General features: G+C 67.2%; 14 protein-coding genes. 3 read left to right on the forward strand and 11 right to left on the reverse strand.

Annotation, left to right across the window (positions count from 1 at the left end):
* Positions 1-4: 4 nt before the first annotated feature.
* The 4 genes from Q9R39_RS03635 to Q9R39_RS03650 form a co-directional block, all read right to left on the reverse strand.
* The gene (locus Q9R39_RS03635) at positions 5-814 is read right to left on the reverse strand and encodes an amino acid ABC transporter ATP-binding protein (RefSeq protein WP_058252416.1); all 810 of its coding nucleotides are present in this window, start codon (positions 812-814) and stop codon (positions 5-7) included.
* A gap of 4 nt (positions 815-818) precedes the next feature.
* Positions 819-2,648: an ABC transporter substrate-binding protein/permease gene (locus Q9R39_RS03640; RefSeq protein ID WP_311277120.1), complete on the reverse strand. Its 1,830-nt coding sequence runs from the start codon at positions 2,646-2,648 to the stop codon at positions 819-821.
* A 576-nt stretch (positions 2,649-3,224) separates the two neighbouring features.
* Positions 3,225-3,494 (reverse strand): DUF2277 domain-containing protein, encoded by a 270-nt coding sequence (locus Q9R39_RS03645; RefSeq protein ID WP_211538273.1) that lies wholly within the window; start codon positions 3,492-3,494, stop codon positions 3,225-3,227.
* A gap of 74 nt (positions 3,495-3,568) precedes the next feature.
* Positions 3,569-4,543 (reverse strand): NADPH:quinone oxidoreductase family protein, encoded by a 975-nt coding sequence (locus tag Q9R39_RS03650; RefSeq protein WP_211538272.1) that lies wholly within the window; start codon positions 4,541-4,543, stop codon positions 3,569-3,571.
* A 50-nt stretch (positions 4,544-4,593) separates the two neighbouring features.
* On the opposite strand from Q9R39_RS03650, the gene Q9R39_RS03655 reads away from it, so the two are divergent.
* Positions 4,594-5,292 (forward strand): class I SAM-dependent methyltransferase, encoded by a 699-nt coding sequence (locus Q9R39_RS03655; RefSeq protein WP_211538271.1) that lies wholly within the window; start codon positions 4,594-4,596, stop codon positions 5,290-5,292.
* 21 nt (positions 5,293-5,313) lie between these two features.
* Here Q9R39_RS03655 and Q9R39_RS03660 read toward each other — a convergent pair whose 3' ends face one another.
* Genes Q9R39_RS03660 through Q9R39_RS03670 form a run of 3 tightly spaced genes read right to left on the reverse strand, consistent with a single transcriptional unit; the run spans position 5,314 to position 8,392 of the window.
* Positions 5,314-6,069, reverse strand: coding sequence for an SDR family NAD(P)-dependent oxidoreductase (locus tag Q9R39_RS03660; RefSeq protein WP_058252421.1), 756 nt, complete (start codon positions 6,067-6,069; stop codon positions 5,314-5,316).
* Positions 6,066-7,019 carry an alpha/beta hydrolase gene (locus Q9R39_RS03665; RefSeq protein WP_211538270.1) on the reverse strand — a complete coding sequence of 318 codons (954 nt, stop codon included), beginning with the start codon at positions 7,017-7,019 and terminating at the stop codon, positions 6,066-6,068. The genes Q9R39_RS03660 and Q9R39_RS03665 overlap by 4 nt, the downstream gene beginning before the upstream one ends.
* Positions 7,016-8,392 (reverse strand): NAD(P)/FAD-dependent oxidoreductase, encoded by a 1,377-nt coding sequence (locus tag Q9R39_RS03670; protein ID WP_058252423.1) that lies wholly within the window; start codon positions 8,390-8,392, stop codon positions 7,016-7,018. The genes Q9R39_RS03665 and Q9R39_RS03670 overlap by 4 nt, the downstream gene beginning before the upstream one ends.
* A gap of 168 nt (positions 8,393-8,560) precedes the next feature.
* On the opposite strand from Q9R39_RS03670, the gene Q9R39_RS03675 reads away from it, so the two are divergent.
* Both Q9R39_RS03675 and Q9R39_RS03680 read left to right on the forward strand, forming a co-directional pair.
* Positions 8,561-9,163, forward strand: coding sequence for a TetR/AcrR family transcriptional regulator (locus Q9R39_RS03675; RefSeq protein WP_171011674.1), 603 nt, complete (start codon positions 8,561-8,563; stop codon positions 9,161-9,163).
* 112 nt (positions 9,164-9,275) lie between these two features.
* On the forward strand, positions 9,276-10,133 hold the full coding sequence (locus Q9R39_RS03680; protein ID WP_058252424.1) for an LLM class F420-dependent oxidoreductase: 858 nt from the start codon (positions 9,276-9,278) through the stop codon (positions 10,131-10,133).
* Positions 10,134-10,519: 386 nt separating this feature from the next.
* On the opposite strand, the gene Q9R39_RS03685 is transcribed toward Q9R39_RS03680, so the two are convergent.
* From Q9R39_RS03685 to Q9R39_RS03700, 4 genes are read right to left on the reverse strand one after another with little or no spacing between them, the layout of a single operon-like run.
* A complete protein-coding gene (locus tag Q9R39_RS03685; protein WP_058252425.1) occupies positions 10,520-11,575 on the reverse strand; it encodes a prenyltransferase in 1,056 nt (351 codons plus the stop codon).
* A gap of 25 nt (positions 11,576-11,600) precedes the next feature.
* Positions 11,601-12,332, reverse strand: a complete 732-nt coding sequence (locus tag Q9R39_RS03690) for a class I SAM-dependent methyltransferase (RefSeq protein ID WP_078114126.1) — start codon at positions 12,330-12,332, stop codon at positions 11,601-11,603.
* Positions 12,319-13,593 (reverse strand): glycosyltransferase family 4 protein, encoded by a 1,275-nt coding sequence (locus tag Q9R39_RS03695; RefSeq protein ID WP_078114133.1) that lies wholly within the window; start codon positions 13,591-13,593, stop codon positions 12,319-12,321. Before Q9R39_RS03695 ends, Q9R39_RS03690 begins: the two co-directional genes overlap by 14 nt.
* Before the next feature lie 2 nt (positions 13,594-13,595).
* Complete coding sequence (locus Q9R39_RS03700) at positions 13,596-15,272, reverse strand: FAD-dependent oxidoreductase (protein ID WP_078114127.1); 1,677 nt, start codon at positions 15,270-15,272, stop codon at positions 13,596-13,598.
* Positions 15,273-15,367: the final 95 nt, after the last annotated feature.

The following is a 15,367-nucleotide window of genomic DNA, read 5'->3' on the forward strand; positions in this document are numbered from 1 at the left end:
GCGCCTACAGCACCTGGGACAGGAACGCCCGCAGCCGATCCGACGTCGCGTCGTCGAAGACCTGTTCCGGACGCCCGGTCTCCACGACGGCACCGTGATCCATGAACAGCACGTTGTCGGAGACGTTGCGCGCGAAGCCCATCTCGTGGGTGACGACCACCATGGTCATCCCCTCGCTGGCGAGGTCGGCCATGAGCGCGAGGATCCCCTTGACCAGTTCCGGGTCGAGGGCGGAGGTCGCCTCGTCGAAGAACATGACCTCGGGGGTCATGGCGAGCGCACGGGCGATGGCCACCCGCTGCTGCTGGCCGCCGGACAGGCGTGCCGGGCGCACATCGGCCTTGTTGGTCAGCCCGACGATCTCGAGCTGACGGAGCGCGACCTCGCGGGCCTCGTCCCTGCTCAGCCCCTTCAACTTGCGCGGTCCGAGAGCGACGTTGTCGACGACGCTCTTGTGCGGGAACAGGTTGAAGTGCTGGAACACCATGCCGATCCGGCGTCGGAGTTCGTCCGGGTTGTCCTTCAGGACCGACCGGCCGTCGAGCAGGATGTCGCCCTGGTCGGGTTCGTGCAGCCGGTTCAGCACTCGCAGGAGAGTGGACTTGCCCGAGCCCGACGGTCCGATGACCGTCGTCGTGGTGCCGGCGTCGACCTGGATGTCGACGCCCCGCAACACGTGGTGCTTGCCGAAGGACAGGTGCAGGTCGGTGCCGGTGAGCGAGACGGCCGTCCGGGTGGCGGTCGCACTCGGCGTCCGGGAGCCCGGCGTCTGGGAGCCCTCGGTGTCGGTCTCGGACTTGTTGAGATCAGGCATGGACCTATCCCTTCTCGACGACGGTCGGGGGCAGCGGGTCGTCCTGGACGTCGGTGGGACGTCCGGTGCGCAGGCGCCGGTCGATGTAGTTGACCAGGTGCGTCAGCGGGATCGTGAGGATCAGGTACATGATTCCCGCGGCGACGAGGGGCGAGAGGTTGCCCGTCTGCGCGTTCAGGTCGCGGCCGACCGCGAACAATTCCCGCTGGCTGGCCAGCAACCCGAGGAAGTACACCAGCGAGCTGTCCTTGATCAGGCTGATGAACTGGTTCATCAGCGCCGGGAGCACCCGCCGCACGCCCTGCGGCACCACCACCAGACGCATCGACTGCCGATAGCTGAACCCGATGGCCCGCGAGGCCTCGAGTTGCCCGTCGTCGACGCTCTGGATTCCGGACCGGAAGATCTCGCCGATGTAGGCCGCGGCGAGCAGGGCCAGGGCGACCGCCCCGAGCCAGTACGGGTTGTTGCCGGTGATGCCCTTGACCACCGGGCCCACACCGAGTCCGACGATCAGGATGACGACGACGGCGGGCAGTCCGCGGAAGATATCGGTGTAGACGCGCGCCGGCCAGCGCAGCCACCGCGACCGGGAGATGCCGCAGAGCGCCAGGATCATGCCCAGGATGGTGCCGAGCGCCCCGGACACCACGGACAGGATCAAGGTGTTCACGAGCCCGGTCTTGATCAGCTCCGGGAACGATTCCTTGTAGAGATCCCAATTGAAGAAGGTGTCGCCGAGCTGTTCCAGGGTGCTCTTGGGCGCGGTCTCCTCGGCCGGGCCCGCCTTCTCCGCGTTCTCGGCGGCGATGGCGGCGATGTCGGGGAGTTCGGGCGCGGGCGCCGCCTTGCTGCCCGGCTTCCACCCCTCGGGTAGCTCGCGCGGCACCCAGTCGACGTAGAGGTCGGCATACGTGCCGTCGGCGATGATGGCGTCGAGTCCGGAGTTCAGGGCCTCGGTGAGCCGCGGCTTGTTCTTGCCGACGGCCCACGCGACGAAGTTGTTGACGCTGAAGGTGTTCTCGACGATCGCGGTGCCGTCGCCCTCTCGGACCGCACCCTCCGCCTGCTGCGACGGTGCGACCCAGGCGTCGACCTGACCGCTCCGGAGGTTGGCGTAGGCGGTGGCGTAGTCCGGAAACTTCACCGGGTCGAGGCCCAGGGTGTTGACGACGTAGTCGTCCTGGACGGTGCCCTGGACCACGGCGATGCGCGTCGAGTCGGAGAGGTCGCCAAAGCCCTTGATCGCCCCGTCGGTCGGCGCCACGAGTGAGAAGTAGCCGAAGTCGTAGCCGTTGGTGAAGTCGACGGTCTTGCGCCGGTCGTCGGTGGTGGTGATCGACGACGACCCGACGTCGAAGCGGTTGTTGGCGACCTGGGACAGCAGGCCGGCGAACTCGGTGCCGTTGAACTCGATCTGCAGACCCAGCTTCACGGCGACGGCCTTGAGGAGTTCGTTGTCGAAGCCGGTGAAGTCGCCCGCGCCGTTGACGCAGATGCTCGGTCCGGCGTCCGACAGCGTGCCGACGGAGATCTTGCCGGGCGACAGCAACTCGAGACGACTCACGTCGATCTGGTCGAGCGGCGTGGTGGACTTGGTGGTGTAGCGGTCCTCACCGCCCTGATCGGCTGCGGCGAGGTTGACCGGCGCGGCCGAGGCCGACGCGAGTCCAGCGGGCGCACAGCTGTCGGCGGGAGCCGCCTGGGCTCGTGGCGCAGGTCCGCCGAGGATGGTCAGCAGGCCGACGATGGCGACCGTCAGTGCCAGCGCGACGACGCGCACGGCGCGCGGCGCGGCCCGTCGGGCGCGATGGGATCGGTGGTTGGACACCATGTCGACACTATCCCCACGCGCAGGAGGTGTCCCAAATTTTTGCTCGCCGGTGGGTTTAACCCGGTTGAGCTGGGGATCGTCGTCGTCACGGGGCGCCTGCGAGGCGCGCTGCGGAGGCCACCGTCGGCCTGGCCATCTCACGCCGATCATCGGGGACACTTGCGTGGGGTCGACGCCGATACTTCTCTATCGGAATTTGCCAATTGCTTGTCGGAAAACGATTCGCGTGCTACCAATGATACAGGGATTCGGGATTTGTAACATCATTTCTTCACCGCGCCAGAAATCAACCCCCTCTTGATCATCTGGCACCCATCCCGCTATCCCACGGGCCGCCGACGTGCGCCTTTGTTGCGGCCTGCGTCCACTGTCGAATTCGAAGTGAAAGCGGGAAATATCATGCTGTCTGCAATCTTCTACGCAATCGAGGCTTTCGACAATCTGTTGTGGGACTTCGCGGAAATGATCGTCACCGGCAGTGACGAAGCCGCCGGCTCGTAGGCTCCACCACCTCAGGACGAGTTCAGCAGTAGGTATCGCCTCGCGATACCTACTGCTGAACCTGTGTGGGACTCCTCAGCCCCGAGCGGCAATCCGCGCCTGCACCTCGGGGCGCCGGAGCGGGGGCACCGTCTTCGGCGGCTGACGACGCTCGGGCAAGACGTCGAGCAGCGTGCGGGTAGCCGCGGTCACGGCGACCACCGCGGCCTCGAAGGCCTCCGCATTCGCCGGCGATGGGTTGCGAACTCCACTCACCTTGCGCACGTACTGCCGCGCGGCCGCCTCGATCTCGTCCTCGGTGGCCGGCGGTTCGAGTCCGCGGAGTTCGGTGATGTTGCGGCACATGGCAGATCCCTTCGATGACGGACGCGCTGGGCGGAAGGCGATGCGACCTCGCAACCGGCCGACCCGCCGAGGGCCTACTCGCCGATCTTGACCACCGCTTTCCCCAGAATCCGCCCTTCGGCCAGATCGGTCAACGCTTCCGGCAGTTGATCCAGCGTGTAGGTCACGTTGACCTGGGGTTCCATCCCGTCGGCGATCATCTTCGACAGCTCTTCGTGCAGCTTCGCGGGCAGATTCAGTTCCGGATGGGTGCGCACGTACTCGCCCCACGCGGCCCCGACGACGGCGATGTTGCGGAACAGGACTCGATTGAGTTTGACGGTCGGGATGCCACCGGCCGCGAAGCCCACCACGACGTAGCGGCCATCGGGGGCGACCTGACGGAGTGCCTCGTCGAACACCTCGCCGCCCGACGGGTCGATCATCACGTCGACGCCCTTGGGGACGATCTCCTTGAGCTTGGTACCCCAGCCCTCCTCGAGCTGGACGATCTCGTCGGCCCCGGCGCTGCGCAGCAGGTCCTCGGCACCCTTCCGGTGGACGATGGCGATGACCTTCGCGCCCATCGCCTTGGCGACCATGATCGACGCGGTCCCGACGCCGCCGGCGGCGCCGAGCACGCCGACCACCTCACCGGGCTGGGTGTGCGCACGGGTCTTCAGCGCGAACAAGGCGGTCTGGTAGTTGATGCCCATGGCCGAGCCCTGCTCGAAGGACAGCCCGTCGGGAAGCGGCAGGAGCTGTTCGGGCGCGGCCGCGACCTGTTCGGCGAATCCGCCGACGATCGACGCCACGAGCACCTTGTCCCCGACCTTCACCGAGGCACCCTCGGGAGCCGAGCGCACCACGCCGGCGACCTCGGTACCCGGCGTGAACGGCGTCGGCACGCGCAGCTGGTACTTGCCCTGACTCATCAGCACGTCGGGGAAGCACACGCCGCACGACTTCACGTCGACGACGACCTGGCCGTCGGCCGGGGTGGGATCGGGAACGTCCTGCAACTCGAGTCCGGACGGGCCTGTCTCTGCGGTGAGTACCTGAGCTTTCATACGGCTCACCCTACGCGGCGACCGTCACACACCCGATAGGATCTGATGCCATGTCACAACCTGCGGCACAGTCGCCGAACGCACCCTCCCCCGACCGCCTCCGCGTCGCGGACGAGGCACCCGGATTCATGCCGCTCGACGAGGCCCAGACGCTCTTCGAGATCGCCGGAGAATATCTGTCCCAACCTGATTCGACGAAGGTCGGCGTGGAGATCGGTACCTACTGCGGGAAATCCACCGTCTTCCTGGGATCGGCCGGCGAAGCGAACGACGCCGTCATCGTGACCGTCGACCATCACCGCGGTTCCGAGGAACACCAGCCCGGTTGGGAGTACCACGACGAATCCCTCGTCGACGCACACACCGGGACGCTCGACACCTCGGCACGCTTCCGCCGCACCATGTTCGACGCCAGGCTCGACAACACCGTCGTCGGGTTGCTCGCCCCGTCGGCCGTCGCCGCTAAGGTCTGGGGCCGACCGGCGGATTTCGTCTTCATCGACGGCGGCCACAGCATGGAGGCGGCGCAGACCGACCTCGACGGCTGGGCGCCGTGGGTGCGCATCGGCGGGGCCCTGCTCATCCACGACGTCTTCCCCGACCCCGCCGACGGCGGCCGCCCGCCGTACGAGATCTATTGCCAGGCACTGGAAACCGGACAGTTCACCGAGGTGCGGGCGGAGGGATCGCTGCGCGTCCTCCGCCGCGACTCGGGCGAGGTGGGCGCACCGCTACCGCGGAAAGCCTGACCACGTCGGAGGCCGTCAGCGTCAGGCCTCGCCGGCCAGCGCCCGCACCTTGCCGAGCACGTCGGGATAGCGCTTCAGGTGCGCACCGCCGTTGACGTCGAAGGCGGCACCGGTGATCCAACGCGCCTTGTCGGAGGCGAGAAAGGCTACGGTGTCGGCGATCTCGGCGGGTTCTCCGCTCCGGCCCAGTGGGGTGTTGTCGAGGTAGTCCTCGGTGAGGCCCGGTACGAAGCCGATGCCCTCGGTCAGCGGGGTCATCACAAGCCCCGGCGACACCGCGTTGACCCGCACCCGACGGTCGGCGAGTTCGAGTGCGGCCACCTCGACGAGCATCAGCACACCGGCTTTCGACGCGCAGTACGCCCCCATCCCGGCGCCCGGTTGGCGGCCGTTGAGTGAGGCGATGCAGGTGATCGATCCGCCCTCGGCGATCCGGGCGCCGGCGTGTTTGATCACGAGGAACGTTCCGGTCAGACAGATGTCGACGGTGTTGCGCCAGGCATCGAGTTCGAGTTCGGTCAGCGCACCCGGATTCGACAGTCCGGCACAGTTCACCACCGTGTCGAAGTCGCCGATGCCGGCGAAAGTCGCTGCGACCGAGTCCTCGTCGGTCACGTCCATGTGCACCGCCCGCGCCCCGTCGCGCGTCGCCGCCACCTGCTCGGCACGTTCGACGTCGCGGTCGGCCACCACCACCTGCATCCCCTCGCCGACGAACGCGTCGACGGTGGCCAGTCCGATCCCCGAGGCACCCCCGATCACGACCGCCCGGTTCATCGCGTAGCCGCTTCCACAACGTCGGCGTTCGATGCCAGATGACGGCGCAGGAAACCGATCTCGTGCGTGACGCAGAGCTCGAAGAAGTCGTTGCCCGCGAAGATGTCGAAATGGTCGCACGGGTAGTGGCGCACTTCGGCGTGAGCTTTGAACGCGGTCTTCGACGCCGCGTACGGCGGTGCGGCGGAATCGAAGTCGGCGATCTGGAACAGCACCGGGGCATCGACGCGCGCGGCGTGCTTGTCGACTCGGAACGAGCCGATCTCGAGACCGACCGAGGCGTCGACCTCGTTGCGCCACGACGGCCCCGCGATCGCGCGGTAGCTCTCCAGAAACCCTGGTGCGGTCAGCGCGGCGCCCACGTCGCCGGGTTCGCCGACGACCCGCAACATCTTCGGACCCCGGCCCAGCCGTCGACCCACCGAACTGGCCACTGCCGTGGCGGTCGAGCGGGCGATCGCCGCCCCGCCGACCTGGGCGTAGGCGACGCGACCGGCGGCGAGCCCATTGACCAGTGGCACCACCGCGATCACCGCGGCCACGTCGGTCCGGTCGGCCGCCACGGTCAGCGCATGCCCGCCGGATTGCGACACTCCCCAGAGGATGATCCGTTCCGGGTCCACTCCCGGCTGTTTCTTGGCGGCGCCGATCGCGGCGCGGTAGTCGTCGGCCTGCCGTTCCAGCGAAATCGACTGTCGCGGTTCGCCACCGGACAGCCCGAAGCCGCGGTAGTCGAACGCGAACACGGCCAACCCCGCGTCGGCGAACCGTTGCGCATAGGGCGCCAGACCCGAGTCCTTGGTCCCCGCGAAACCGTGCGCCATCACGACGACGGGGCGCTTGCCGTCGATCTCGAACGGCGAAGACTCCGCGCCCGGAAAGAACCAGGCGTCGCAGTCGGCGTCGGACGATCGGAAGCGTACGGTGGTCGCACCATTTGAAATGGTCATGCGGATGCTCCCTTCGAGACCAGATCGTCGGCCACCCCGGCCCACGTCGGCGGCCCCTGCTGGTGGGCCCGCCGGATCCCCGCCGGAATCTCCTTGGTCCGCATGTTGTGTTCGTAGAGATAGTGATCGAGTTGCTGCGTGTGCCGCGGGCGGTCGAGCATGTGTCCGGTGTAGTACTGCATGTCCGCCTCGATCGTCTGCCGCATCTCCGGTACCGACGGGAGCCGGTAGTGACCCGTGGCGTAGGCCCCGATCAGCCGCGCCTGGCATTCCACGAAGGGAAACAGCGTCGGAACCGCCTGCGCGAAACCGGCGAAGACGAGGTCGTCGATTCCCGGGTAGAACATGCGCTTGTAGAGGTCGATCCGATTGTCGGGCGCACTGATGAAGTTCGGGTCGAAGAACGGGAACGTGATGTTGTAACCCGTTGCGTAGATGATGATGTCGAAGTCGTCGGCGGTCCCGTCGTCGAAGTGGACCGTGGACCCGTCGAACCGGCTGATGTTGGGCTTGGGGGTCACGTCGCCCGAGCCCAGTCGCAGTGGCAGTTCCACCGACTGCGTCGGATGTGCCTCAAAGAACTTGTGATTCGGTGTCGGCAGACCGTAATCCTCCGGCCGGCCGGCGGTCACGGGTTGCATGACCTGGACGAACTTGCGCTGCCACGACGTCGGCAGATACGGCGTCGACCGGTAGTACTTGTCGGCGGGCTTGCCCCCGAAGTATTTCGGCACGATCCACGCTCCCGACCGCGTGGAGAGGGTCAGCTTGTTGTCCAGCGCCTTCGACGACAGTTCGACGGCGATGTCGGCGGCACTGTTACCCAGGCCGACGACGAGGATGCGCTTACCCGTGAAATCGTGCGGGGTACGCGGATCGATGTAGTGGTGGGCGTGCATCTCGATTCCGTCGAACTCGCCCGGGAAATCGGGCCAGCGCGGATCCCAGTGATGGCCGTTCGCCACCACCAGCAGGTCGAACCGCCTGCGCTCACCGCCCTGGGTCTCCAGTTCCCAGCCGCCCCCGTCCAGTCGGGTCGCATGCTCGATTCCGTTGGTGAACTCGATCGAGGAGTAGAGGTCGAAGGCCTCGGCGTAGGAGTCCAGGTAGGCCTTGACCTGGGTGTGGTGCGGGAAGTCGGGATACTCGTCGGGCATCGGGAAGTCGCGGAACGACAACTGGTGTTTCGAGGTGTCGATGTGCAGCGACCGGTAGGCACTGCTGTGACCGTTCGGGTTGCCGAAGGCCCAGTTGCCCCCGACCCGGTCCGAACTCTCGAAGCAGGTGTACGGCACGCCGTAGTCGGTGAGCATCTTGCCGGCGGTCAGCCCGCTGATACCGGCGCCGATGATCGCGGTGGTTGGTAAAGGCACACTGCCCCCTCGGTGGACCCGTTGGATGTAGACACAATCTGATTTGTGTCTACACGATGAGACGTATCGTGTACACAGAATCCGCGAACTGTCTACGCAGCGCCCTCCTGAGCAGACATGTGGATGTGGGGACGCGGCGCGCACCGACCACGACCACAGGAGGAGTCAGTGACCGAGGCCTCGACCACGACGGTCCACGAACGACTGCTCGACGCCACGCAGAAGCTGCTCGCCGACAAGGGAATCCGGGCGACCACCATGCAGCAGGTCGCGGAGTCGGCAGGCGTGTCCCGCGCGTGGCTGTATCGGCACTATCCGGACAAACCGTCCATGATCGGCGCGACCATCGTCCGTCTCACCGAGTCGTTCTGGCGCGACGCCCGGGCCGAACTCGACGCCATCCCCGACCTGGTCGGGCAACTCACCGCCGGCGTCCGGATCGGCCGGGGTGCCTACGACGACCCGGGCACGCTGCTGCTCCGACTCCGCACGGAGGAACCCACGGAGTTCGCCGAATGCGCCGGTGTCGGTGTCGTCAAGCTGGTTCCCGACCTGGCAGCGTTCTGGTTTCCGTTCGTCGAACAGGCCGCCGCCCGCGGGGAGATACACCCCGCGCACGATCCGTACGAGGTGTCCGAATGGGTTGCGCGCGTCCTGATCAGCCTCGGCACCTCCCCGGGTGAGGCCCTCGACATCGACGACGCGCGGCAGGTCCGACGCCATCTCGAGCGGTTCGTCATGCCGGGTCTGGCCACCGACCCGCAGGGATGAGTCGGTGAGGCCCCCGATGCCCTCTGGCCTGGGTGACGCCGATCACCTAGACTAGTGTCCAGTCAACCGTCCGGAAAACGCGGACGACCGAACGACGCCGTCGGAGGGCCCCATGGATTTCGGGATCGTGCAGTTCACCAGCGACCGCGGGCTCAAGCCCCACGTCCTGGCCCCGCTCATCGAGGACGCAGGTTTCGCGTCGTACTACGTTCCCGAGCACGGCCACATCCCGACTCGACGCGACGCCGCGCATCCCCGCACCGGTGACGAGACCCTGCCCGACGAGCGCTACATGCGCACCCTCGATCCCTGGACGTCACTCGCCGCCGCCGCGGCCGTCACCGAACGCATCCGGCTCGCCACCGCGGTCGCACTGCCGGTGCAGTCCGACCCCATCACGCTCGCCAAGACCATTGCGACGCTCGACCACATCTCGAACGGAAGGGTCACCCTCGGCGTCGGATTCGGTTGGAATCTGGACGAACTCGCCGACCACAACGTCCCGCCGAAGCGCAGGCGGACGATGCTGCGCGAGTACCTCGAGGCGATGACCGCGCTCTGGACTAAGGAAGAGGCCGAGTTCGCGGGCGAGTTCGTGAATTTCGGCCCCAGCTGGGCGTGGCCCAAATCGACGCAGTCGCACATCCCGGTCCAGGTGGGCGCGGCAGGCAACGAGAAGAACTTCAAGTGGATCGCGCGCAGCGCCGACGGCTGGATCACCACACCCGGCGAGGAGGACATCGAGGGGTCGGTGTCGTTGCTCAAGCAGATCTGGTCCGACGCCGGTCGTGCGGGCGACCCCGAGATCGTCGTCCTCGACTTCCGGCCGGTACCCGAGAAGCTCGAGAAGTGGCGCGAGATCGGGGTCACGACAGTGCTGTACGGCCTCCCCGACGACTCGGTCGAGCGCGCGAGCGGCTACCTCGCCAAGCTGGCCGGCAAGCTCGGCATCACCCCGGCGGTCGTGTAGGCCGTTGTGGGAGGTGCGAGCGAAGCGACCCACCCCCGCTCCCTGAGTCGAAAGAACCACCTGGCTCTTGTTCCCTGAGGAGGCCGGAGCTTGCGGAGGGCGCGTCAACCCCTGCTCCCTGAGGAGCCGGAGCTTGCGGAGGGCGCGTCAACCCCTGCTCCCTGAGGAGCCGGAGCTTGCGGAGGGCGCGTCAACCCCTGCTCCCTGAGGAGCGCCCGGAGCTTGCGGAGGGCGCGTCACCCCCTGCTCCCTGAGGAGCGCCCGGAGCTTGCGGAGGGCACGTCACGAAGGGTCCTGGTGAGATGACGTCGCCACCCCTTCGTGGCTCTCGTCGACCTCGACGCGCTCCTCAGGGAGCGCGGATGGCCGCGCCCTCCGCAGCCGGCTCAGGGAGTCGGTGCGACGAGCCGCTGGCGGACGTCCCGGAAGATCCCGTTGGCCACGCTGGTGCGGCTCACCGCATCGGCCGCCAGGATCACAGCCGCCGAGGTCCAGCAGCTCTTCTCCACGGGCCAGCGTTTGCCATCGGCGAAAACCAGTCCGGTCCAATACGATCCGTCCGGATCGCGCAGATGCTGAATCGACGCGATGAGCTCGATGGCATCGGCGGTGTCACCGAGGGCATCGAGTGCCAGTGCCAGCTCACAGGTCTCGGCGCCGGTGACCCAGGGACGATGGTCGACGCAGCGAACACCCTTGCCGGGCACCACGAACTGTTCCCACCGCCGCGCGATGAGTTCCTGCCCGTCGCGTCCGCGGACGGCGCCGCCGAGGATCGGGTAGTACCAGTCCATGGAGTGTTCGGACGGCGGGGTGAAGGTCTGCCACTCGTCACGCGTGACGTCGGCACGGATCGCGTCGCCGAGCACACTGTGCGCCGCGATCCAGTCGGCGTCGGGCTGATCCATCTCACCGGCGATCCGGATCGCGCAGTCCAGCGCTTGGAAGATGCTGGCGTTCCCGGTGATCAGCGCTTCACCGAACATCGCTCCGGTCCGGTGGTCGCCGCCCCAGCGGAACGCACCGTCCTCACGCTGGAAGCGCAGCACGCAGTCGATCGCCGACCAGACCACCGGCCACATCTTCTGCAAGAAGGCGTCGTCACCGGTGATCAGATAGTGATGCCAGACCCCGACCGCGATGTAGGCGCAGAAGTTGCTGTCGGTGCCGGCGTCCTCCACCTTTCCTACGACGGTGCGGATCGGCCACGACCCGTCGTCGCGCTGTTTACGCCGCGACCACTCGTAAGCCGCCTCTGCCTCGGAGTGAAACCCGGTCACGGACAACGCCATCGCCGATTCGATGTGGTCCCATGGGTCGGTCTGCCCGCCCGGGAACCACGGCAACGCACCGTCGGCCTCCTGCATGCCGACGATCGCGGCACCGGTGGCCCGCATCTGCTCGGCCGTGACCACACTGGGGATCGCCGGGACGGCCGTCATGGGGCTCCCGTCCTGGAGGCCCCCGTCATGAAGACGCGGTGGCGGTCTCGGGCTTGCGCAGGTAGAGGGCCACCGACTTGCCGATGAGCGGGTTGAGCACCTGCTCGCCGACCCGGGTCAGCCACGGCTTGCTCATCATGTCCCAGACCAACAGCTGGTGGTAGCCCTTCACCAGGACATTGTCGTTGTTCTCGACTCCCACAGCGCATTTCAGCCACCAGTAGGGGGCGTGCAGGGCATGGGCGTGGTCGGTGCCGGTGACCTCGAGTCCGGCTCGCTGCAACTTGCCCGCGAGCTCGGAGGCCTTGTAGATGCGGACGTGTCCGCCCTCGACCTCGTGGTACTCGTCCGACAGGGCCCAGCACACCTTCTCCGGCCAGTACCGGGGCACGGTGACCGCGGCGACGCCACCCGGCTTCAGCACGCGCACCATCTCATTGATCGCGCCCTCGTCGGTCGGGATGTGCTCGAGGATCTCGCTCATCAGGACGACGTCGAAGCTGTTGTCCGCGTACGGGAGTCGAAGCGCATCCCCGACCTCGGCGCGCGCCTTGGCCGACGCGGGCACGTGACCCTCCGCCATCATGGCGTCGAACATCTCACCGACGTCGGACATGTCGCTCTCGGACATGTCGAAGGCGATGACCTCCGCGCCACGACGGAACATCTCGAACGAGTGCCTACCCTGCCCCGCCCCGATGTCGATCGCCTTGGTGCCCGGTCCAACGCCAAGCCGGTCGAAATCAACTGTGAGCACTCGATGTCCCTTCTGTTGCCCGCCGATGTCCGGCGAGCACGGTTTCGTAGTGAGCCGCAGTCTTCGCGGCCACTGCTGCCCAGCTGTAGTGCTCCTCGGCGCGTCGACGACCACCGTCGCCGAGACGCGTCCGCAGATCGGCATCGTCCAGCAGCCGGCCGATCGCCTGCGCCAGGCATCCGGAATCCCGCGGCGGCACCAGCAACGCCGCCTCCTCAGCGGTGCCGACGACCTCGGGGATCGCACCGGCCCGGGTTGCCACCAGCGGCGTTCCGCAACTCATGGCCTCGACCGCCGGCAGCGAGAACCCCTCGTACAACGAGGGCACACACGCCACCTCGGCGGAGGCGAGCAGGCCGGCGATCTCGGAGTCCTCGAGGCCGGACACCACCGAGACGCGATCGCCGATCGCCAGATCCTCGATCATCTTGGCGGACGGACCGTTCGGGTCCAACTTAGACACCAGTACCAATTCGACATCCCGCTCGGAGGACAGCTTCGCGACCGCCTCGAGCAGGTACGAGACACCCTTCAGCGGCGCGTCGGCACTGGCGACACACACGATACGTCCGGGAACGCGCGTGGCGGCCGGCGTGAAGATCTCGGTGTCCACCCCCAGCGGGATGGTGGTGATCCGACCCGACGGGATGTCGAAGGCCTTGCGGATGTCGACCTCGCTGCTGCGGGAAACGGTGAGCAGCTCGGGGATACGGCGTGAGACGCGCCCCTGCATGCGCAGGAACGAATGCCACCGCCAGGCACTGATCTTGCGCCACCCCTTGGCCGCCTTCACCGCCAGTGTGCGGTCGCGGGTGATGGGGTGGTGGATCGTCGCGATCAGCGGGAACCCGGCCTTCTGGATGTCGAGCAGTCCGTAACCGAGGCACTGGTTGTCGTGCACGATGTCGAAGTCGTCGCGGCGCTCTTTGAGAAGGCGCGCCACCCGGAGGCTGAACGTGAGCGGTTCGCCGAAGCTCGCCGTCCACATCGAGCCGACCTCGAGCACGTCGATCCAATCGCGGTACTCGCCCGGACGAGGCGTCCGGAACGGGTCCGGCTCGTCGTAGAGACCGAGGCTCGGCACTTTGGTGACGGTGACCCCGGCGTCGATGGCCACCTGGTCCAGTTCGGGGTAGGGCTGCCCCGAGAAGATCTCGACGCTGTGCCCCAGCAGTGCCAGTTCGCGGGAGAGGTGGCGGACGTAGACGCCCTGGCCACCGCAGTGCGGCTTGCTTCGGTACGAGAGCAGTGCGATGCGCACGGTCACTGCGCCCCGGCGGTGGCAGCCGCCTCGAACTCGGAGATTCTGACGAACTTCGTGCGGACCCGGCCGGTGGCCCTGCCCGCGGACTTCTCGGCGGCGTCGATCGCCTTCCAGCCCGTGAGGTCGATGCGGTTGGCGCCGCGGTCGGCCACGAGTGCGGCGACGTCGTCCCGCGAGGTCGAGGGGTCGTCGAACGCGGCGGCGACGAAGTCCGCGATGACCGCCTGCGCGGTCTCCTGACCGCAGATGCGGTTCATGCCGATACCCCCTGTCGCTCCTCGCTTGATCCAACCCGTGACGTACAGGCCGGGCATCACATCGCCGTCGGCCGCGGTCTGGACCCGCCCCTCGGTGTTGGGGACGACGCCGTGCCCCTCGTCGAACGGTAGGTCGGTGACCGGCACGCCCCGGTAACCGATGGCCCGCAGGACCAGTCCGGTCTCGAGGTCGAACCGATCCTCGGTGGGTGTCACCGCGACTGTCCCGGTCGCGTCGGCGTAGGCGTTGCGCACGCACGTAAGCGTAGCCACTTCCCCGTCACCGGCAATTTCGACGGGAGACGTGAGGAACCGGAACACGATGCGCTTGTTGCCCGGCGTCTGCGGACGCTCGGCGAATTCTCGGGCGAGACGCACCTTGGTGGCGATCGTCGAGTCGAGCGTGTCGTCGGACTGCGCCGCCTCCGAGGCCGGGTCGAGGACCAGCTCGTCGGGGTCGATGACGACGTCGACACCGTCGACGTCACCGAGTGCCAGGAACTCGCTGTTGGTGTATGCCGCCTGCGCCACGCCGCGGCGGCCCAGGAGCACCACCTCGGAGATGTTGGATTCACGCAGCTTCGCGAGGGCGTGGTCGGCGATGTCGGTCTTGGCGAGCTCGTCCGGGTCGGTGACGAGGATGCGCGCGACGTCGAGTGCCACGTTGCCGTTGCCGACCACGACGGCCCGCTCGCCCGACAGATCGACGTCGAGGTCGGCGAAGTCCGGGTGACCGTTGTACCAGGCGACGAACTGGGTCGCGGCGACCGAATTGCGCAGATCCTCGCCTTCGATTCCCAGCCGCTTGTCGGTCGCGGCGCCGACCGCGTAGATCACCGCGTGGTAGCGGGCGACCAGCTCGTCGTGGCTGATGTGCTTGCCGACCTCGACATTGAGGTAGTAGCTGAAGTTCTTCTTCGCCGCGACCGAGGCGAAGGTCTTCTCCACGCCCTTGGTGGCGCTGTGGTCCGGTGCGACCCCGGCGCGCACGAGTCCGTAGGGCGTCGGCAGCCGGTCAAACATGTCGACCTTGATGGCCGGTTTGCGGACGAGCTCCTCCGCGGCATAGAAGGCCGCCGGCCCGGCACCCACGATGGCCACGTGCAGTTCCTTCTCGGGCAGCTTGGGTGCCTTGCGCGGTGGCACGAGGCCGCCCTCGACGTCGTGGTCCTTGTAGTAGTCCGCGTTGATCTGGAGGTACGGCTCGTCACGCTCGTCCAGCTGATCGTCGGGGATGATCGCCTCCACCGGGCACTCGTCGATGCAGGCGCCGCAATCGATGCAGGTCTCCGGATCGATGTAGAGGGCCTCCGCCGTGAGGAACTCCGGCTCGTCGGGCGTGGGGTGGATGCAGTTCACCGGACACACGCTGACGCAACTGGCATCGTTGCAACATGGGCGGGTAATCACATGCGCCATCTGCTGTTTCCTCGTGATCCGACACGTAGAACGTGTTCTATTTTTCCGATTGAATGTATCTTAGCCGCAAAGATACCGGCGACCTATCGGAGGGA

This window comes from Gordonia sp. AC31 (assembly GCF_031844505.1).
Taxonomy (GTDB): domain Bacteria; phylum Actinomycetota; class Actinomycetes; order Mycobacteriales; family Mycobacteriaceae; genus Gordonia; species Gordonia hongkongensis.